Source organism: Oceanococcus sp. HetDA_MAG_MS8 (assembly GCA_019192445.1).
In the GTDB taxonomy this organism is placed as follows: Bacteria; Pseudomonadota; Gammaproteobacteria; order Nevskiales; family Oceanococcaceae; genus MS8.
The window spans coordinates 200,725-219,202 of the sequence record JAHCMK010000003.1 but is presented as its reverse complement, the minus strand read 5'-3'; the positions used below and the strand labels follow the sequence as shown (position 1 = coordinate 219,202).

The 18,478-nt window shown below is 59.0% G+C and carries 21 protein-coding genes; 5 read left to right on the top strand and 16 right to left on the bottom strand.

Annotated features, from left to right (window positions below):
• Window positions 1–17: 17 nt before the first annotated feature.
• From KI787_06805 to KI787_06770, 8 genes are all read right to left on the bottom strand, one after another.
• The gene (locus KI787_06805) at window positions 18–473 is read right to left on the bottom strand and encodes a hypothetical protein (protein ID MBV6629655.1); all 456 of its coding nucleotides are present in this window, start codon (window positions 471–473) and stop codon (window positions 18–20) included.
• 36 nt (window positions 474–509) lie between these two features.
• A complete protein-coding gene (locus tag KI787_06800; protein ID MBV6629654.1) occupies window positions 510–923 on the bottom strand; it encodes a hypothetical protein in 414 nt (137 codons plus the stop codon).
• A gap of 142 nt (window positions 924–1,065) precedes the next feature.
• Complete coding sequence (locus KI787_06795) at window positions 1,066–2,178, bottom strand: serine hydrolase (protein ID MBV6629653.1); 1,113 nt, start codon at window positions 2,176–2,178, stop codon at window positions 1,066–1,068.
• A gap of 84 nt (window positions 2,179–2,262) precedes the next feature.
• Window positions 2,263–2,664 carry a hypothetical protein gene (locus tag KI787_06790; protein MBV6629652.1) on the bottom strand — a complete coding sequence of 134 codons (402 nt, stop codon included), beginning with the start codon at window positions 2,662–2,664 and terminating at the stop codon, window positions 2,263–2,265.
• Window positions 2,665–2,772: 108 nt separating this feature from the next.
• A complete protein-coding gene (locus tag KI787_06785) occupies window positions 2,773–3,408 on the bottom strand; it encodes a nucleotidyltransferase domain-containing protein (protein ID MBV6629651.1) in 636 nt (211 codons plus the stop codon).
• Window positions 3,409–3,543: 135 nt separating this feature from the next.
• Window positions 3,544–4,077 (bottom strand): hypothetical protein, encoded by a 534-nt coding sequence (locus KI787_06780; protein ID MBV6629650.1) that lies wholly within the window; start codon window positions 4,075–4,077, stop codon window positions 3,544–3,546.
• A 71-nt stretch (window positions 4,078–4,148) separates the two neighbouring features.
• Entirely contained in the window at window positions 4,149–4,844 is a 696-nt protein-coding gene (locus KI787_06775; protein ID MBV6629649.1) for a hypothetical protein, read from the bottom strand.
• 512 nt (window positions 4,845–5,356) lie between these two features.
• Window positions 5,357–5,848 (bottom strand): FxsA family protein, encoded by a 492-nt coding sequence (locus KI787_06770; protein MBV6629648.1) that lies wholly within the window; start codon window positions 5,846–5,848, stop codon window positions 5,357–5,359.
• Between the two features lie 68 nt (window positions 5,849–5,916).
• On the opposite strand from KI787_06770, the gene truD reads away from it, so the two are divergent.
• Window positions 5,917–6,960, top strand: a complete 1,044-nt coding sequence (truD, locus tag KI787_06765; GenBank protein MBV6629647.1) for a tRNA pseudouridine(13) synthase TruD — start codon at window positions 5,917–5,919, stop codon at window positions 6,958–6,960.
• Here truD and KI787_06760 read toward each other — a convergent pair.
• From KI787_06760 to KI787_06745, 4 genes are all read right to left on the bottom strand, one after another.
• Window positions 6,957–7,727, bottom strand: coding sequence for an alpha/beta fold hydrolase (locus KI787_06760; protein ID MBV6629646.1), 771 nt, complete (start codon window positions 7,725–7,727; stop codon window positions 6,957–6,959). The two genes, truD and KI787_06760, sit on opposite strands and share 4 nt — an antisense overlap.
• Window positions 7,724–8,524 carry an alpha/beta hydrolase gene (locus KI787_06755; GenBank protein MBV6629645.1) on the bottom strand — a complete coding sequence of 267 codons (801 nt, stop codon included), beginning with the start codon at window positions 8,522–8,524 and terminating at the stop codon, window positions 7,724–7,726. The genes KI787_06760 and KI787_06755 overlap by 4 nt, the downstream gene beginning before the upstream one ends.
• A complete protein-coding gene (locus KI787_06750; GenBank protein ID MBV6629644.1) occupies window positions 8,521–9,000 on the bottom strand; it encodes a MarR family transcriptional regulator in 480 nt (159 codons plus the stop codon). Before KI787_06750 ends, KI787_06755 begins: the two co-directional genes overlap by 4 nt.
• 138 nt (window positions 9,001–9,138) lie before the next feature.
• The gene (locus tag KI787_06745; GenBank protein MBV6629643.1) at window positions 9,139–9,462 is read right to left on the bottom strand and encodes a hypothetical protein; all 324 of its coding nucleotides are present in this window, start codon (window positions 9,460–9,462) and stop codon (window positions 9,139–9,141) included.
• Window positions 9,463–9,632: 170 nt separating this feature from the next.
• On the opposite strand from KI787_06745, the gene KI787_06740 reads away from it, so the two are divergent.
• The 4 genes from KI787_06740 (at window position 9,633) to KI787_06725 (ending at window position 11,925) form a co-directional block, all read left to right on the top strand.
• The gene (locus KI787_06740) at window positions 9,633–10,673 is read left to right on the top strand and encodes an AI-2E family transporter (GenBank protein ID MBV6629642.1); all 1,041 of its coding nucleotides are present in this window, start codon (window positions 9,633–9,635) and stop codon (window positions 10,671–10,673) included.
• A gap of 316 nt (window positions 10,674–10,989) precedes the next feature.
• On the top strand, window positions 10,990–11,166 hold the full coding sequence (locus KI787_06735; GenBank protein ID MBV6629641.1) for a DUF1328 domain-containing protein: 177 nt from the start codon (window positions 10,990–10,992) through the stop codon (window positions 11,164–11,166).
• Between the two features lie 133 nt (window positions 11,167–11,299).
• Window positions 11,300–11,458 (top strand): hypothetical protein, encoded by a 159-nt coding sequence (locus KI787_06730; GenBank protein MBV6629640.1) that lies wholly within the window; start codon window positions 11,300–11,302, stop codon window positions 11,456–11,458.
• A 32-nt stretch (window positions 11,459–11,490) separates the two neighbouring features.
• Window positions 11,491–11,925, top strand: coding sequence for a glycine zipper 2TM domain-containing protein (locus KI787_06725; protein MBV6629639.1), 435 nt, complete (start codon window positions 11,491–11,493; stop codon window positions 11,923–11,925).
• Between the two features lie 934 nt (window positions 11,926–12,859).
• Here the strand turns inward: KI787_06725 and pal are convergent.
• The 4 genes from pal to KI787_06705 form a co-directional block, all read right to left on the bottom strand.
• A complete protein-coding gene (gene pal / locus KI787_06720; protein ID MBV6629638.1) occupies window positions 12,860–13,459 on the bottom strand; it encodes a peptidoglycan-associated lipoprotein Pal in 600 nt (199 codons plus the stop codon).
• Between the two features lie 60 nt (window positions 13,460–13,519).
• Window positions 13,520–14,053, bottom strand: coding sequence for a hypothetical protein (locus KI787_06715; GenBank protein MBV6629637.1), 534 nt, complete (start codon window positions 14,051–14,053; stop codon window positions 13,520–13,522).
• A 538-nt stretch (window positions 14,054–14,591) separates the two neighbouring features.
• The gene (locus tag KI787_06710; GenBank protein ID MBV6629636.1) at window positions 14,592–15,863 is read right to left on the bottom strand and encodes a hypothetical protein; all 1,272 of its coding nucleotides are present in this window, start codon (window positions 15,861–15,863) and stop codon (window positions 14,592–14,594) included.
• Window positions 15,864–16,003: 140 nt separating this feature from the next.
• Window positions 16,004–18,466: a DUF5110 domain-containing protein gene (locus tag KI787_06705; GenBank protein ID MBV6629635.1), complete on the bottom strand. Its 2,463-nt coding sequence runs from the start codon at window positions 18,464–18,466 to the stop codon at window positions 16,004–16,006.
• Window positions 18,467–18,478 lie beyond the last annotated feature (12 nt).

The window sequence follows — 18,478 nt, the reverse complement described above, 5'->3', positions numbered from 1 at the left end:
ACGCTGAGTCACGATGCTCAGCGGGCGCGTGTTCGCTTCTGGAATTTGCCCACAGCCAAGTCGTAAGCCCCTTCCAGCAAAGGCCGCAGCGAAGCCACCGTCTGCGCGCTGGGGTTCAGCACGCAGACCCAGGACATCCAGCCATACACCGGATGCGGCATGAGCTGATCGAGGGCGGTGAAATCATGCCCCGTAGCGACCACGCCGCCGGCGGCCGGGCGCGCTGGCTGCGGGCCAAACAGCTCCCGATAGGCGGACTTGCCCACCCCCAGGTTCAACCGAAACACCCCAGGACGCGACAGCGCCGATGCACGGTCGTTATCGCCGTCCTGGTTCTTGAGGGTGGCGAAGTACACCCCCCGCGGGAGTTGCTGACCGGGGTTGTAGAAGAACGCGGTCTCGCCCCAGGTCTGCACCGCATGAACATCAGCGAAGCGGTGCAGGATGCCGTCAGCAATCTCTGCCTGATTCATGAGTCCGCCTCCTAGCTCGATGCAGGCCCCGGTGATTTACTGCGCCGCCGCCGGCGGAGACACAGCACGCCGCCGCCAGAGATACACCGCCCCACACACGGCTGCGCCGAGAATCAAGGTGTTGGAGAGAATGCCGTCAAAGGTGTAGTGCGGATGGCTGCTAAAGGCCAAATGCAGCCCGGCGTGCACCACCAAAAAGGCCGAAATCCAAAACTGCGCCGCGATGGCCTTACCCGGCACATGACTGGTCAACCAACCCAGTACAAAAGCAAACAGCGGCACATGCAAAACCACGAAGGCGACCCGCCCCACCTCCGGCGACAACCAGCTCGTAAGAGGCAGCACCCGCCATTCGCTGTGGGTCATGGCGTCTAGCTCATGGGTGAACAACAGGCTAACGCCCAGCAGAAATATGGCCCGAAGCCAGAATGGTTGCTCTTCACCACGCATTGCGCTCGCTACCCCTCAACAATTTCTGTGTCTCAACCCACAGGCCATAATCGCATGATTGGGATGCGTATACCTTGCTTGGCAACAGCTAGGACTCCCTGAGCGGGCACTCCACAAGCGACAATCTCGGGACGGCTAAGACTTAATCTACTGAATTGGTGGGCTGCTCCGTGGTGAAGGCTGGGATGAGGTAATCCTTCATCAACAGGAATGGCTGATATTGCTTGGGGCTGTTGTACGCAGAGCCTGTGAACACTCCCAGAAGACCAGCATGCGGGACGGCGATCAGATACTGGCCGCCGTTTCCACGCGACTGAAACGACCGGACGAGGCCACTATCGACCGGCTCCTGCCACCACAGATAGCCCATATACGGCCCGGTTTGCGGTGCCTGCGGAATCCGAACTCGGGGCGTAATCGACTCAGCCACCCACTCTTCAGACACGATTCTCTGATCACCCCATACACCGCCGTTCATCATTAATAACCCGAGCTTGGCAAAATCCACCGGGCGAATCTTGAGATGTCCGCCGGCATCAGCCTCGGCAGCAGGCGTGGCTGCAAAGGAGTAATCGAGGATCCCTAAAGGTTCAAACAAGTAGCGATGGGCGAACTCGGCATAGGGCATGCCCGTAGCCCGCGCAAGAAGCTCCCCGAGCAGCACCACCCCCGCTGTGGAGTAGCTGAAGCGTTCGCCGGGTGCATGCACTGGTTCAAGGTCAAAAAAGAAGTCGATCCACGAGTCCGTTTTATACATTCGCTCCTCATTCCCTGGCGACTTCGCGTCCCAGTCATTTGCATTAAGGCCCGAGCGCATCGTCAGCAGGTCGACGATGCGGATGGGCGCAAACTCAGGGTGGGTGGCCTGTCGCTCGGGGAAGTAGCTCAGAATCGACTCATTCACACTCTGGATCAAGCCCTGATCGATGGCGATACCCACGAGGAGACCGGTGATGGCCTTGGTGGATGAACGGATGTCATGGAGCTTGTCGCGGTCGTACCCGTTGCCGTAACGCTCAAGCACCATGTGGCCATCTTTGAAGACCAGCATTGCATCAATCTTCTCGTTTGCCGGAGCATCCAGTAGGGCCTGAATCCGTTTGGCATCTGCACCCACCGACATCAGTGCCTGTTGTTCAGCATCTGACAAAGGCGCCAAGTGCGTCGCACAAGCACTCAGGTGCAATGTGGCCAGTAACGCCATGGCGATGACCACGCCGCGGCCCCAATGCCCTTGCAAGTGATGGAATGTCATGGAGACACCTATTGTTCTAAGGCTACAAAGTCGGAGCCGTTCAGGGATGTGAGACCTGTGATGCTGTGCGCACCCCGATGGGTACTACTCCAGGTCTTCAGGTCCATTTGGCAATCTCATGCCCCAGAGACACCAAACGAAGATGGCTGCCAACACCGCGTCGCCGGACCCAATGAACACCACCAAACCTGAAACGTATCCAAACGCCCACAACGAAGCAATCGCCACGAAAGCGGCAGCCTTCCCTATCGCTGCAAACACAACAAAGGGCTTTACCACGGGCCGGTTGGCAGCTAACCAAGCGTAGGCACCAGCGAACAGCAAGACGAAAAGCCCAGTGAAGGTCCGGTAGATCATGGGAACTTCAGCTGGCAGACCGAGGCCTTGCCCAGCCGACGAACCTGGAAATGCAAATAGCAGTGCGCCAAGCACATTGAACAAGGCTGCGCACCACAGCCCTGCTCTCAAGATTTTTTCATGGCTCATTAAGTGACGACTCGCATAAAAGAACACCCCCTCTCAACCAAAACCAAGCCGGCCCTCACCGTGTCGCGCGGGCCGTCGACGACCAACACCTCCAAGCCTAGTTCTTTGTCATGTCCTGCTGCTATCACCCACCACACACGCGACGACGACATCGATTGCGGAGAGTGGGGCATCAGGCTTCAGGGCCGCATCAAAAGATCGTAGCGTGGCGGCGTCATTCTCATGCAGCCACGCAAAGGCTTTCTTGGGGCCCTCAAACCACAGCCCACGTAGGTGGAAATAGTCTTCGAGCAAGGCGGTGAGCAACCACGCGCGCCGGTAGTTGCCCTCCACATCTCCGCGTTGGGCCCGCGCGAGCATTTTCTTGGCCCAAACTCTTCTTGCGGTGATTTCGTCAGGGGGCAATGGTGTGGGGCCCGCTGCGTATCGGGCATCCAGACGCTGAAGAAACGCCTCGGCCGAGTCTGCTATCTGCACCAGCACCTTGGCACCACGAAAGCGCAGATGCTCGTCATCGGGGCTGGCCAACACACTCTCGGGGTACACAAAGGCATCGACGAATACGCCTTGATGGAGCTCTGCAATACGAGTTATCGAGTCCACTGGCGCGAAGGCTGCGATATCTAAGTCGCTATCGGCATTGGCCGAACCGTCCGCCATCGACCCATAGAGAAGGACCGTGTGCGCTGCGTACTCGCGCTTTAAACGCTCGCAGACAGCTTCGAGTACGCTAGCCATCTCCATGTTTGCCATTCCTCAGTGATTTTTCGACAGGTTAAGTTCAACCGTCGGTCTGATGCAGTTGCAGGCACGTGAATAGGAGTACAGCCCATTTTTTACTGGCTCAAGGCCCTGCTGGGGGAGTCCATATACGATCTGTTAGGCGCTCGCCTCAGGGTCACTCCCACTTTCCGGCTTGACAGTCCATGGCACCAACTGACCTGAAAAATCAAGCTCCTCAACTTGCCTTCGGAGCTGTTCAATTGTGTTTTGAAGATCTTCGATTCCCTGAAACACTGGGCCAGTAGGCTGGCCAGGCAATCCACCGGGGTGAGGTGGGTCGTTGGGGTTTGGGAAGTATCCAGGTATGTTCACAGTAGCTACGGGTGTGGTAAACCCGGGTGGAAGCGCTGCTCCACTGCCTCCACCGCCGCCAAATTGCGCCGAAGATGCCGCTACGGGAAGCGGTTTAAACACCAATGTCACAGCATGCTGCTGCTTCGCGTTGGTTTCACCACCTGCCTCAACAAGAAATTTGAACTTCGCTCCCGCCTTTGCCTCTAGATGAAATGCTGCATCGAGCCTGACCTCCATCAGTTCAAAAAATGGCCTGTCTGCCGAAGACTCCGAAGCCTCAACAAGCTCATTTTTTACGCCAAGAATAAACTCCTTAAGGCTGATTTTCCCTTTCAAGGTACTCCCTCCATTCTGCGACACATAACGCGAAACGGGGTACGTCCCCATTTTTAAGACGTCCCCATTTTTCACGCACCCCACGTGAAATTGATTTCAGCGGACTTGTTTTGATCTGAAGCTATGACTATTTGTCTCGGTCTGTATACCGTTGCTGCCTCCAAAACGTGCTTCTCAAAGGTGAATTCGCCTAGCTGCCCCAAACTCGGCACCGCGCATCCGGGATACAGGGAAAGAAATATATCTATTCCTCGGAGATGAAAGTAGAAGCCTGCAATTTTTCCGTCCTTTTGAATGGGCGCTATCGCTATTGCACCTGGGTTCACCATTCTAGCGCCCCGTGAGCACAACAAGTACGCGCCCATGTGATGCGAAAACGGCATATCTCCAAAAACAACGGCTAGTAGATAAGGCGACGGCCATCCTGGCTCTGACTCGGACATCCCTACTCCAATCTCCTGATTCCCTCCGAAGCTTACATTTATTGCTACTTTCAGTAGCCAACGCTCAAACAAAAAGCCAGATATTGGACGATCATTGAGGCCGTCCTTAACTTCAAAATGCCCGAGGGATTGAAAGTAGCGGAGCGCGTATATCCCTTCATCATCCACCGGAGACAGGCCGTTGTTATGCACTCCGCACAGAATCTTGGAGGCATTGCTGGCCAAACTTACTTTCGTCGGCTCATCAGCACACCACTCAAAACCCTGCACTGAAATGTATTGCTCATCAAATGCACCTTGCGATATGAAATGTTCACGTGACATTCCTCTACCACAATCACCTCGAGATTTTGCCCAGCATTGTTTTGGCACTGACCCAACCCAATGTTGCCTAAGAACTATTGGACGGACTATGGCCGCCTAAATACCCACGCCCCGACCGCCTATGCACCTGAAGCACCATGGCAAAGGCCTTAGTGACCGTGCTTGCGGTGCGCATACACGGCCAAGCCGATGGGTTTAGACGGCGATTATCGGTATAGCAAGCGGGCAGAGTCCGTCTAGTCCCGGTTGGCGGGCTAGCAGTGTCTGTCCTGCGGTGGCTTCGTCGTTGATAGATGGTCAAGCTCCCCTCCCATAGGCGGCCATGTCCAATACACAGCCCAAACTGCTTGATCAGCTCCGTGCTCAGATTGGCTACAGCATTATTCGTATCGCAGCGAGCAAATCTATGTGCTCTGGGTAAAGCAATTTATCCGGCTTCACGGCTGCAAGCACCCCCTAAAGATGGGAAAAGGCGAAATCGAAGCCTGTGGGAGCTTCCGACCCACTGGCACTCAGCGCGGGCTCTTGCCATTTCCAGATTTTTCCGGCCCGCCCTCAGGGGGGTGGTACTCAATCACGTCGTCATTGCTGGGTGGGGCTTGTTCCACCACGCTGATGTAATCACCCTCAATCACCACTACCTCATAGTCGGGGTATTGCTTGGCCATGAAGGCTTCTACGCGGCGGGCTAGGCGGCGGCGGATGCCGCTGAAGATCAGCACCAGGGCGATGGCATCGGAGAAAAAGCCGGGGAGCACCAGCAGCAGCCCGGCAATGAACACAATCAGGGCATCGAGCATGGCGGCCGCTGGGAGCTGGTTGTTCTGCATGGCCTGTTGGATGTTGGCCACGGTGCGAAAGCCTTGGCTTTGCATCAGGCGACTACCAATGATGGCCACCAGAATGAGCAGGCCGAAGACGGCCAGGCCGCCTATATATTGGCTTGCCAGATGAATACTCCAGAATTCGGCAAATAACCAGGCAAGAAACAGCAAGAAACGCAAGGGGGGCTCCGGGCAGCAAACAGTGATCTGGTTCAGAATCCTGCCTGACTTCGCCCCTGCATCACAAAATGATTGAACTGCCTTTTGCCCACGGCGGCCCTGCTCTCACCGGCCTGCTGCGTGCCAGCCCGGAGGATTTTGTGGTGGTGGAAGATCTGGGCTTTGCGCCCAATGGCGAGGGTGAGCATGTGTTTGTGCGCCTGCGCAAGCGCGGCATCAATTCCGATTGGCTGGCCGGTCGGCTGGCCGAGTTTGCCGGTGTGCCCCGCAATGCGGTGAGCTATGCGGGCATGAAGGACCGTCACGCGGTCACCACTCAAACCTTCTCCGTACAAATTCCCGGAGCCGAGGGGCCAGATTGGAGCCAGTTCCCCGAGGAGGGCGTCGAGGTGCTGGATGTGAGCCGCAACCTGCGCAAGCTGCGCCGAGGCGCGCTGGCCGGCAACGCCTTTGTGATTACCCTGCGCGAGGTGCAAGGCGACGCCGCAGCCGCCGAGACCTGCTTACAGGCCATCGCCCAGCAGGGCGTGCCCAATTACTTTGGCGAGCAACGCTTTGGCCGCGAGGGCAAGAACACCCAGCGAGCCCTGGATTTTTTTGCAGGCAGGCGCACCCCGCGCAAGCAGCAGGGCCTGCTGATTTCCGCGGCCCGCTCGCAGATTTTCAACATGGTCTTGGCCGCACGCGTGGAGGCCGGCAACTGGCATCAGGTTCTGCCCGGCGAGGTTTGTAGTCTGGCGGGCTCTCGCTCCTGGTTTGTGGCCGAGGACAATCTGGCGGCGCTGCAGAAACGCGCCGACGATTGGGATATTCACCCTTCCGGCCCACTCTGGGGCAGCGATACTCTGCCAACTCAAGGCCCAACCGCCGAGTTGGAACAAACTGCTGCCAGCCAAGACCCTGCGCTCAAAGAGGGCCTGGAGAAGCAGCGGCTGGATCATGACCGCCGTCCCCTACGGCTGCGACCCACGGAGCTGAAATGGGAATGGCCAGATGCGCATTCATTACAACTGCGCTTTGCTCTAGATGCGGGTAGCTACGCCACCGCGATTCTGCGCGAGCTGGTGGATTGGCATGCGCCTTCTTCGCCAAGCCATACCCGAGCCCGTTAATAGCTCTGGGGCTTAGCGCGCTCATAGAACCAGCTCAAGGCGTCCGCTGCGACCTGCGGCCACGCGACTTCGGCCTGGTAGGTATGGCTCAGGCCCTGATAAATATGCACAGGACTCCCTAAGGCCTGCGCGGCCCGGGTAACCTCAGCCGCGGGAATGATGTGGTCACCCTGCGCCCCCACAAAAAGAATGCTGTCGGGGTTGAGCGTATCGCCACTGAGTTTGGGCGGCTTTAGCAGACGGCTGAGCACGCGCAAAGATTCGGACTGCAACTGCGAGGTAATAGCCAGGCTGCGCTGCGGGCAGCAGGTATCCGAATAAATGCCCATGGGCGGCTTTGCGAAACGCGTGAGACGGGCGTCGCTTGCGGCCGCAGCGAATTTGACCACGCTGAGCGGTGAGCGCCGCGCCAGCATCTGCAGACTACGCCGCATTCCCAAAGGGGAGGCCGGCGATAACAACACCATGGCCGCAACAGGGATCCGCGCCGCCGCATGCAGGGCGAGCAACCCGCCCAGAGAATGGGCCACAACGTGTACCGGCCCGAGCTGGGCGGCGTCTTGGAATACCTGCTGGCAATCATCCAGGTAGTCCTCAAAACTCGCCCTATTACGTTGCCACCAGGGTGCTCCATGCCCGCGAAAACTGGGGCTGAGAACGGGATGGCCGGCCTGGGCAAACGCGTGGGCGAAGTTGTCCTTCCAAATCCACCCTCCGCTCAACGCACCGGGAACAAGCACAATGGGGGAGGACTCGGGGTGGCTCACGGGCCTTCTCCGTTGGACACCAACTCCCGCACCACAATGTCGAGCACAGCTGCGTTCAGACCCAGGCCTAGATGAGCGGCATCAACATAGTGATAACGCGTATTCGCCTGCTGGGGACACACCGCTGCGGACAGGTCCACCACGCCATCGGTGGGGCTGACAATGGCCGACACTGGGCATGGCAGAGGCTTGCGGTTGCGTTGATCGACCTGCGCTTCAATCCAATCCAAGTTCAGGCCTCTGCGCTGGAGGGTTGCGGCCGCGCGGGTGTATTTCGGCCCCCCAATGACCGGAGACCCCAAGGTCACCACCTGATCCACCACCCCCGGTAGATCCCTGGCGACTTCGCGGGCAATGGTGCCCCCCAGGCTCCATCCCACTAACGACACCGGAGCCCCCTCGGCATCCACCAGATCGCGAACGCTTTGCACCATGAGGTCGCAGAGCCATGGCACACCAGCCTCGCCGCGGTAAGGGCCGGCATAGCTCAGCCCCCAACTCACATCTTGGAGGCGATGGGGTCGATCTAAACCGGCGAGATTCCGTCCCAGCCCCCACCCGCGGCTATCAAAACCATAGCGGCGCAGATAGTGGCGTAGCGGCCACATGGAACGATCGTCGGCACCGAAGCCGGGTAGCACCACCACGGTTCGCCCCTGCCCTAAGGTCTGGGGACGCCGCCAGTAGGTCGATGCCAAGGTGCGCGGCAAACGGGCCAGATCACCCAGAGCGCGTAGCTCCAACCAGGTGAGGCTCGGTGGCGGAGTCGTGCGCCGGGTCAGCGCAGCGCCGCTCATGCGCCACGCTCCGCCGCACTGCTGACCTGCTGGGCAATCGCCACTGGGTCCAGGTTGCGCAGATGCTGTGTCATGCGACGCATGTCCTGCCCAATTCGGTTCACCGCCTCATCGTCAAAGGGCGCCAGCTGTTGCTCGATGAAGGCTGCGGCCGCGCGGCGCGCCAGGTCCAAAGTGTGCTGACCGGTTGCGCTCAACGAGCACACCATAGACCGCCCATCCTGCGCGTGTGGCCGGCGTTCTATCAGACCCGCGGACTCCAGACGGCTTAACACACCGGTAACGTTGCCCTTGGTCACCAGCAGACGCTGCGCAATATGCTTGGGCGTTGCCTGGGCTTGCAGTGCGTCAACCGCCAACAGCACGTCGAACTGTGGGGCCGTGAGCCCAAACTCCTCCAACATCTGGCTGTATTTGCGCGTACACGACTGGTAGGCCACAACCACGGCCATCCAGGATTGCAATCTCAGGCTCATCTCAGCGATCGAAGCTCATGAAGTTTAAGCATAAACCATATTAGTTTATGCGTAAACCATTTGACCGAAGCTGCAGGATTTTAGCGAGCCCTAGCGGGCCGCCCATAAAGCCTTCGGCTATGCCTGCCCTGGGTCGATTTATGGCCTCAACAGCGTGCTGGACAGCACAGGGGGTGGCGGTGTTGTGTAGTCATCAGCGAGTTCTTCGAAGGCACGGTACTCAACGGCATCCAAGCGGCCATCATCGTCGCGGTCCTGGCTGTGCCAGAGCAAACGCATTTTTTGCTGCCCTTCTATGCCCGCCTCAAGCTCCGTCAACACACCATCATGATTCCTGTCCAGCACCTCGAAGCGTGCATCACGCGGGTTCACCTCAGCGGATACGGGTGCAATGGCCATGCTGAGAAAACCCACGCAAAGGCCAATCCACCCCTCCATAATCTTCATCAGAAAACGACTCATTGTTGTGCTTGCCCCCACCATACACGCCCACCGGTTCTCGTCACGAGACTCTGCCGCGGTAGAGGCCAAGCTGGCATCATGCGTGCGAGTCACCAGAAACACACCAGGCGCACCCGGCAGTGTGAGTGCGTGGAGATCAGGGCGCAGAGCCCGTGAGGGGTAGGACGAGCATGATTGGAACGGGTATTGGTTGGCTCAATCTTCTGGCCTGCATCGCTTTACTGCGTTATGCGCGCGAGCCGTTGCTGCCCGTCGCCATTGCATTAGTGCTCACCCTCTTGCTGGCACCGTTGGTCACCGCCATGACGCGTTGGCGCATTCCGCGTTTGGCGGCCGCCCTCGGTGTCACTCTATGTTTCGGCGCCGGTATCTTGGTGGTGGCGGCCAATGTGATCAGCCCATTGGAACGCTGGTCGGCAGAGGTTCCCAAAGCCTTGGCCATCTTGCAGCAGGAGGGCGGTGGCTTGAGCGAGCGCCTGCAACGCTTCAGTGATACTTCTGCTCAGGTCGAGGCTATTGCCAATGAAGTCAGCGGTGAGCGTGACCAGCCCGTTCGCGTAAAGGTGGAGCAAAGTAACGCCACCGCGCGGGCCGCGAGTGCTGCTATGGACGTGGCCTATGCCTTTTTTATCAGCCTTTTGTGTCTGTTCTTCATGCTCACCACCGGCCCGCAGCTTGTGCGACGCGCGGTGCGTCTCGCAGGTACGGCCGAGGCGCAGCGACGCTGGATCAGCGTGGTGCGCGAAGTGCAACGCGGGTATACCCGCTACCTGGTCACTGTCAGCCTGATCAATGTCGGGCTGGGGTTGGTGACCGGCACCATGCTCAGCCTGATGCAGGTTCCAGACGCTTGGCTCTGGGGACTACTGGCGGGCGGCCTGAACTTTATCCCTTACCTAGGCACGGTCGTCAGTACCCTTGCGATTACTATCGCCGCCACGGTGTCCCATCAGGAACTGCTCTGGATGATGCTGCCAGGGCTGAGCTATCTGCTTATTAACGGTATCGAAGCCAACTTACTCACACCGTCGCTTTTGGGCGAGCGGCTGTCTCTGAATCCGATGTTTGTTTTGCTGTCCATCGTCTTCATGGGCTGGCTGTGGGGCATCGGCGGCATGTTTGTGGCCGTTCCAGCACTGGTGGTGTTGAAGGTCAGCATGACCGAACTCAACCCCTCACCCCGCGCCTGGCATCAGATTCTTGCGGGGTAAATGCCGCAGCTCAGCTCTTGAGCCTTCAGAACTGTCTGTTCATGCAGACAGTTCCCATTGACGCGGCAAGCTGCCACCCACAAGAGCCGCAGTATTGTCGCCATTTTGCGACATTCTCTTGAAGCTCAGCGCTGCTCACGCAGCCCGCCCGGACCGACTCTAACTGGCCACGAATGAGCCGTAGACCACTGTCTTAGCTGGATTTTTCTGGATAAACGCCCGCTTATCCGGCAGGTCTTTCAACCCTGATCAGCCAAAAACGAGTTGGCATAGGCTTTGCCCCATCAGCAGTGAACTCACAAAAAAGGAGTGTCACATGCTTCGTTTGGCCTTGATGTTTCTAGTCGTTGCATTAATTGCTGGCTTCTTCGGATTCACTGGAGTGGCCGCGGTAGCCACCGAATTCGCCCAAATTTTGTTCTTTGTATTTTTGGTGCTGTTCGCAGTGTTCATGGTGGCCAATGCCTTTTCCGGGCGTAGACCGCCTGTCTAGGCCACGCCTTTGCGAAGGCTCATCAAACGCAGAAGACCTGTAACAACGCCCTGAGTCGGCAAACGCGGTAACACCCGTGTTGACCACAGGGACATCCACAACCTTTATCTGAAGAAACTTTAGGAGAGAACACATGAATAACCTTAAACCCGTTGTCGTCGGCGCCGCTATTGCAGCCGCTGCTTTTGGCCTTTATGCCTGGATGGATGATCCAGACCCCGTAGAGGAGTTTCAACAAAGTGTTGAAGAAGGCGTGGAAGAAGTCGGCGACGAAATCGACGACGCCCAATAAGCTGCGAAACTAATTGAAGGAGGATCACGCTGATGAACACATTCAAGCGCCTAGTCAAGAGCGGTGGCATTGCTGTCATCGCTGTCAGCTCCCTCGTTGCTCTGAGCGGATGCCAGGGAGATGACCAAGCCACATGTGCGGATTGCGGCACCGTTTCCGACATCAGTAGTCGCGAAGTCAAAGGGGAAGCATCCGCTGCCGCCGCCATTGCAGGCGCAGTCATCGGAGGTGTTGTGGGCAATCAAGTTGGCTCGGGGAGCGGCCAAGATGCGGCCACGGCCGTAGGCGCTGTCGGTGGTGCGGCTGCAGCTTCGGAAGTTGAGCGTCAACGAAACGCTCAGACTGTGTACGAGGTGGAGATTGACTTGGCGAATGGCCAATCACGCACCATCACAGTTGCTGACCTCAGCGGCCTGCAAGAAGGTGACTCGGTACGCGTGATTGGAGATGAAATCCAACCCCTCTGACATCGCCCGATGATGGACCTATGCTGGGCCTATCAGGTGCTCTAGTACGCTCACCATGAGCTCAGCACCACACCGGCTTTGGACGCGCGCCAAAGCCGGTTTTTTTTGTGTCTGCCCCCCAGGTTGAGGCCCTGTACAGCTCGGTGCGGTTGGCCAGCCATAGTCCACCGTTACCGTAGCGATCAAGGAACAAAGGCCTCCCCTCCATGCATGGGAAACTACGTCCTCAGAAACCTTCGGCGACCGCAGCTTCGTTGCGGGCTGAGCACTCGCAATGGCCAACCTCGCGCAGAAGTTCTGCGAGGAGTTGGCCCCAATCCGAGGACTAAGCACGCGGCCATAACCCTGCAGGGCCTGTAGCATCCTAGAAAGCTTGCGCTCCAGCGCCTGAATGGCCCGATCCGCCCTCGCGCTTGGTGGGGAAGGACTTTCAATCGTGTAACAAAAGGCGCTTCGCGATTTACCGAAGTAGTTAGGGAAATGCTGAAGAAATCAGCACGTGAAGCCAGTGGCTCGCCGCAGGAGCACAGACCGGATTGAACCGGATCACAGCGGCGTGTAACCCGCAGGGGTGAGCCGGATGGACGCGGAGAACAAGCCTCAGCAAATGGACCATTATTAAGGCCTGGGACCAATCGGTAGGACAGCTGATTGCGACGGCGCAGTACATAACAAGCTCAGGCCTGAGTGAGCCGCTGCCAATCGATAACCACGTCAATCCACGCTTCACTGTGCGAAGAACCAAAAAAAGCCCCGCTTCGTCTTGGCGAAACGGGGCTTACCGTAGGGACACTGCTGGCCACAGATCGCGTCGCAGCAGCTGCGATCCTGCGATGGTTAAGGGCTCACTCTAGGGAGAGAGACTTGAGCCGAAGTAACAGCCGGCATTTCCCTACACACCTCAGTAGGCTCTTGGAGACCTGGGACTTGGGGATTACCGTACTGAGGTGAGGACCGGATCCGGCGCTGGCAGATCTGCCAGCTCACCGCTTAAAAAGTTGAACTCCACGCGCCGATTCGCCGCATAAGACTGTTCATCGTCAGCGCCAACGACCACCGGTTTCTCTTCGCCGTAGCTCACTACGGCAATCTGCGCAGGGGCAACACCCTGCAAGCGTAGAGCCTGTTCGATGACCTTGGCACGTCGCTCGCCCAGGGCCATGTTGTACTCGCGGGTACCCCGCTCATCGGCATGCCCTTCCAAGCGAAGGCGTAGCTCAGGGTCCGTCAGCAAATAGCGGGCGTGGGCTGCGACCCGTTGCCGCGCTTCAGGCGAAAGGGTGGCACGATCAAACTCGAAATACACCACACGCTGGTCGGCCGCCGCATCTCGCGCTTCCTGCTGCTGCGCCTCCAGGCGCTCCCGCTCCTGCAAAGCAAAACCCTGCTGGGAGCTTTGCGCCGCCGGGTTTGGCGTGGGCGCGGGCTCTGCCGACACGCTGGTGTTCTTGGGGTTACTACTACAGGCGGCCAGGGCGGTCGCAGCCAGTATCGTGGCCGCAAAATTCAAGCCTGCATTCGGGGTGGTTTTCATACTGTCCTCCTAAATCCGTACGGGGTCCCCGCACGGTTCTTCATGCGGGATGGGCGGGTTTCAGAAGCCGTGGCGGATGCCAAGCTCCATACGGTCGTCATCTCCGGTTTGCACGGCGCCCTGCAACCAGAGCTGAGCATTGATCGCCGCTAGGCCGGCTACGCGCAAGGAGGTGCTTTCGTCCTCGAACACGTCGACAAAGCGAATCTCCGGATTGACCTCGAACTGCCCGCTGGTGCTTTGCCAGCGCAGTCCGCCACGCAAGCCCAGGCCGGTATCATCGGCGCGGCCTACTTCAATACTTTCCATGGTCGCGCCAGCGGTCCAGTCCAGCTGGGGTGACAGTGGGGCATGGAATTGGCCACCAAAGCTCAGCTGGTTGAACTCATCGGCATCGGCGTATTCGGCAATGAGGTTGAATTGCGGCGCCAGGGGAATCCAGCCACCGATTCGAATTCCGCCCTCATCTTCGGCGCCGTTATCAATGCTGACGTAGCCCCCTTCAATGAAGGAGTAATCGTGCGCCAACGCGGCCAGCGGGAGGGCGGCTAGGGTCAGTAGGCTGCGGGATAGGCGCTGCTGTGTCCTGTACATCGGTTCGTCCTTTTTGTGTTTATGGCGAAAACAACGGCTAGACGAGCCCGCTTTGGCGCAGGCATCGTCACAGCCAGTCGCCAGACTCAGGGCAGCAAGCATGCCAATTCATTTTTTGTCTTTTATTTCAGATTCTTACGAAAGATCACAGGTGGATCACACGTCGATGAGAACCCAGGCAAACCGAGTCCTGTCTGCCATTAGATACAGTTTCGAAAAATCTCAGCTGTAGACGGCACCCGCATGGCCCCATAAGCAGATCTCTCAAGCCGCTACTTTTTGAAGCCAAAACCCACGTTGGAAGGGCGTTTCGATAGGGTGAGGCCTATAGTTTAGGTCGGGTGAGACCTCCCTACCCTTCGCGGAGAACCTGCGGCACATTGCTATCAACCCGGGCCTAGGCTGTCTGCTTTTTGCGACGCTACCAGCCAATCTATGCTGGCTGCCCTTTGCCAGCCGCGGCTTTACGGTCAGTGCGGAAAAGCATGACTGAAGCCAAGTCGGTCAAGACTCAGTCAGGGCCATATGATCTCTAGCCTCAGCGCGAGCCGGGGCTTTGCCCGCCCAACCATTGTTGCAGCGGAGTTACGGCCGCCCAGGCGGCATGGCCAGCATCATTGCTGTGAATGAAGTCGCCGCTGTTGTATTGGGGCAGCATAGTGAGCCCGCCGGGCGCTTCGATTTGGGCATTCCAATCCACCACGCCGTCGCAGGCCCCGCTACTCAATATCCAATCGTTGAGCTTGGCACGCTCACCGTTCAGGCTGGCTTGGAGGGAGTTGGCACCGGGTAGCCAGGTGGGGCAAAACACTTTCACCCCCCGGCTATGGGCCTCGGCCAACAAGGTTTGGTAGCGGTCGATGACCACATCGGCGGGGTCGTCGGTGAGGTCGTTAGTGACCCACACCACCAAGGATTGCAGGCCGGGCGTTGGCCACACATCGATATCCAGCCGGTTCCGCATGGCCTCGCCGAGGGTATCGCCACTGATGGCGCGAGTGATGATGCTATGGCGCTGCCCCATCGGCACTTCATCGCGCATGCGCAGGGCGAGCACATCCGTCACCCGGAGGAACTGGTTTTGTGAGGTATTCATGCCATGCAGGCTGGAGCTGCCCAAAAACAGCATCACGCCACTGGCCTCTTTGGTGAGCACTTCCACATCGCGCAAGGCATAAGGCCGGCAACCATTGCAGCGCACCGGAAAGCCGGGCGGAAACTGTGCCGGGGTATCGTCGATGAGACGGAAGTTTTCGCCGGAGCTTTGCCCGGTGCCGTCACCGCTGCGGTTGGGCAGTTTGTAAGACTCATTCCAGGAGGTACCGAACTCAGGGGGGTTGTTCTCACCCTGGATGTAGAGATTCACCGCAATGTCGTCTTGGCTACATACAGCCAATTTCACCGGATCGCTGTAATACGAGGCGGTGTTGGGAGGAATCACCACGCCGGGCGCGCCGCCATCAAAACTCAGCGGGCGCAAGCTGTCGGGTTGGATATCGGCCCGGGTACCGGGCTGGCGAATGCCCACGCTGGCCGCCGCGATGGTGATGGGTTGCGCGGGGTCCAGATTGAACAGGCGAATGCGCAGGGCTTCGCCCCCCACCGTCAAGCGCACGATATTCCGCGCGGTGGTCTCGCGCGGGGCTAGAGCGTAGCTATCTACAGATTCGCGGGTGGTGCCCCAGGCCGCCAGCCATTGTGGCGCCTGGTCCTCGGCAGTCGTCAACTCGCGGACATCGTCGAATGCAGTGTCGCTGCACCCCAGCAGGGCGCACACCAGCACCAGGCCGCATAGTCCGGGCTTTGTCATGGGTCTCCTCCTTGTTCTGGCCGCAGGCGGGCACCGAGTCCGCGACCACGCTGGCAACTGGACTTAGTACGCCCTTGGCCTGATGGCCTCAGGCAGCGTCGCGCAGGCGGCGAGACTCTGGACTGGCCGCCCGCAGATGGTTAGGAACAGCCGCCGCTATCCAGCGCCACCGTAGTGGCCTGATTGGAAGGCTGGCTGCCGGTGCTCACGCTTACCGTGCGGCTGCTGGCGTCATAGTTCCAGCCCGGCACACCCGCACCGCTGCTGATGGCTTGGCCGTTCAACAGCACACTCTGCGGAGCGTCGGTTGCCATGAATTCCACCTGCCAGCTGCGACTGGTCAGCGCGCCCGGGAAGTTTTGGCCCTGGGCCGCTTCGATGCGCAGCGTGGCGCAGCCGGCATCCGACTCCAGCCGTAGCGGTGTCCATTGGTAAGCCCCGTCTCGGTAGGCAAAGCCGCGGCCTTCGTCTTCATACAGATCAAACTGGCCATCATCCCCTGGCCATACCCGCAGACTGAGATTGTCTTGGGGGCCATAAGCACTGGTGAGCAGTTCTGGCTGCAAGGGCAAAATAGCGCCCTTGCGCATAAACACGGCGTAATGCTCCAGCGGTACGCTGCGGCTGATTTCTGCCGGGCCGCTGAGAACTTCGCCGCTGAAAAAGTCCACCCACTCCCCTGGCGGCACCCACATGTTGATGGTGGCCGGGTCGCCGGGCGCAGCCACCGAGGCCACCAGCATGTGGTCACCCACGGTGTACTGACTGCGGTAGTTGTAGGCCGCTTCAATCTCAGGCCATTGCAAATACATCGATCGCGCCATGGGCAGGCCGGTGTCATGGGCCACGCGGCTCAGGGTGTACAGGGTGGGCACCAGGCGGCCGCGAAGCTTCAAGAATGCGGTAGCAATGGTTTCGGCCTGGCCGGGGTACTCCCAAGGCAGGCGATCACCATGGTGGGAATGCAGGCGCATGATGGGCTCGAAGGTGCCGAACTGCATCCAGCGCACATACATGTCCTCCGGCAGGCGTGGACTGAGATTGAGAAGATTGCTGCAATCGGCGCTGCCTTGTGGTTCACCCAGGAAGCTGCCGATGTCGTGACTCACATAGGGCAGGCCGATGTTGCCTTCGCTGGCGGTCATGTCCGCCTGGAACTTCATCAGCTCCCAGGTGGAGCAGGTATCGCCCGTGAAGTGCAGGCTGTAGCGGTGTTCTGCGAAGGCGCCCAAGCCGTTGTTGTCCTGCCCACCCTTGCCATTCTGGAAAGAGCCGCCAATGCGCGAGAAGGCCGGCCAGCGCGAGCCCATATCCTGGTGTTGCTCGTAGTAGCCCTGGTTGATCAGAGTGTCGGCGCTCAGGCCCGGAGCAATGGCGCTGGAGCCTTCGCAGCACCAGTCCATCCACCAAAAATCGATGCCAGTTTCTTCAATGGGCTCATGCAGGCCAAAGTAGGCCTCGTAATGGCTGGCCTGGGTCCAGTCGAAGATGTAGCAAGGCGTGGAGGGGTCGGCCTGCAAAATGCTGCAGGGCAAGTCGGCATCGTCGCGCATCAAGGGCCCGGTTTGGGCCACCACGCCGGGGTAGGCCGGGTCGGAGCCGGCAATGGAGGGGTGCACATTCAGGCCCACATCAATGCCCTGCTCATGCAGCCAAGCCACAAAGCCATCGGGGTCCGGGAAAATGTCGCGGTTCCAGTCCCAACCATTCCAGGAGCAGGCATCGTTGAGCGGGGCCTGAATGACGGCATTCCACACCACGCAGCCTAGCTGCCGGTGCATCAGCTTCCAGTCGGTGTCGATGGAAATGGTATCTAGCGATACGCCACGTTCTTGAAACTCACGCACCTGATCTCTCCATTCCGGGTCGGTATAAGCCCACCAACGCGAGAACCACACCCCCAGGGCTTTTTTGGGCAGCAATGGCGCAGCACCGGTGAGGGTGCGTAGATCTTTCAAACCCTGCTCCAAGTCCAGGCCATAGCCAAAGAGGTAGCCATCCTGGTAGCTGCCGTTGCTCGCGGGGCGAGCTTCGAAATGAGGTGGGGTATCGGTGAGCAGCACGGTATTGCTGTCGTTCATCAAATACCAACCCGCCCGGCTGAGCACGCCCTCATACAGGGGCTGGGGGTCGCGTTCGTTGTCCAGGCCCCGACGCCAACCACCGAGGTTGCCGGGCTGCGGCGCAAAGGACCAATCCGGCCGGGCCTCGACGATCTCGTCGCCCTTTTGCACCTCGATGATGAGGTTGTCGGCGCCAAAAGGGCCGGAGTCCAATTCGTAGCGCAGGCGCAGCTTGGCGGTTTCCACAATCAACCAGCCCTGCCCCACCTTCTGGGTAAAGGCTGCCTGCGGCTGGGGCCGCTGTGCCACCGTTTGGGTGGGCCGATCCTCGAATTGCCCATCTTCGGCGTATTCCATGCGAATCAAGGTAGGGGTAATCACGGTGAAGCGGGCTTGGTCCTGTTTCACCACGCCGTTGCCACTCAGACCGGGGAGAGACTGTGTATCACGGCCACCGTTGCAGGCCGTCAATGCAAGCAGGGCCAACACAGCCAGAGAACGGGCCAGCTTAAGGACCAGGGCGGGAGAAAAATCAGTCATGAGAATGGCCAT

What these genes read in the sequence shown, in the direction of transcription:
- KI787_06725 (MBV6629639.1), top strand. Translation starts at nt 11,491, where the DNA reads ATGAACACATTCAAGCGCCTAGTCAAGAGCGGTGGCATTGCTGTCATC.
- KI787_06705 (MBV6629635.1), bottom strand. Translation starts at nt 18,466, where the DNA reads ATGACTGATTTTTCTCCCGCCCTGGTCCTTAAGCTGGCCCGTTCTCTG.
- KI787_06730 (MBV6629640.1), top strand. Translation starts at nt 11,300, where the DNA reads ATGAATAACCTTAAACCCGTTGTCGTCGGCGCCGCTATTGCAGCCGCT.
- KI787_06745 (MBV6629643.1), bottom strand. Translation starts at nt 9,462, where the DNA reads ATGAGTCGTTTTCTGATGAAGATTATGGAGGGGTGGATTGGCCTTTGC.
- KI787_06735 (MBV6629641.1), top strand. Translation starts at nt 10,990, where the DNA reads ATGCTTCGTTTGGCCTTGATGTTTCTAGTCGTTGCATTAATTGCTGGC.
- KI787_06805 (MBV6629655.1), bottom strand. Translation starts at nt 473, where the DNA reads ATGAATCAGGCAGAGATTGCTGACGGCATCCTGCACCGCTTCGCTGAT.
- pal (MBV6629638.1), bottom strand. Translation starts at nt 13,459, where the DNA reads ATGAAAACCACCCCGAATGCAGGCTTGAATTTTGCGGCCACGATACTG.
- KI787_06775 (MBV6629649.1), bottom strand. Translation starts at nt 4,844, where the DNA reads ATGTCACGTGAACATTTCATATCGCAAGGTGCATTTGATGAGCAATAC.
- KI787_06790 (MBV6629652.1), bottom strand. Translation starts at nt 2,664, where the DNA reads ATGAGCCATGAAAAAATCTTGAGAGCAGGGCTGTGGTGCGCAGCCTTG.
- KI787_06750 (MBV6629644.1), bottom strand. Translation starts at nt 9,000, where the DNA reads ATGAGCCTGAGATTGCAATCCTGGATGGCCGTGGTTGTGGCCTACCAG.
- KI787_06795 (MBV6629653.1), bottom strand. Translation starts at nt 2,178, where the DNA reads ATGACATTCCATCACTTGCAAGGGCATTGGGGCCGCGGCGTGGTCATC.
- KI787_06715 (MBV6629637.1), bottom strand. Translation starts at nt 14,053, where the DNA reads ATGTACAGGACACAGCAGCGCCTATCCCGCAGCCTACTGACCCTAGCC.
- truD (MBV6629647.1), top strand. Translation starts at nt 5,917, where the DNA reads ATGATTGAACTGCCTTTTGCCCACGGCGGCCCTGCTCTCACCGGCCTG.
- KI787_06740 (MBV6629642.1), top strand. Translation starts at nt 9,633, where the DNA reads ATGATTGGAACGGGTATTGGTTGGCTCAATCTTCTGGCCTGCATCGCT.
- KI787_06755 (MBV6629645.1), bottom strand. Translation starts at nt 8,524, where the DNA reads ATGAGCGGCGCTGCGCTGACCCGGCGCACGACTCCGCCACCGAGCCTC.
- KI787_06710 (MBV6629636.1), bottom strand. Translation starts at nt 15,863, where the DNA reads ATGACAAAGCCCGGACTATGCGGCCTGGTGCTGGTGTGCGCCCTGCTG.
- KI787_06800 (MBV6629654.1), bottom strand. Translation starts at nt 923, where the DNA reads ATGCGTGGTGAAGAGCAACCATTCTGGCTTCGGGCCATATTTCTGCTG.
- KI787_06785 (MBV6629651.1), bottom strand. Translation starts at nt 3,408, where the DNA reads ATGGAGATGGCTAGCGTACTCGAAGCTGTCTGCGAGCGTTTAAAGCGC.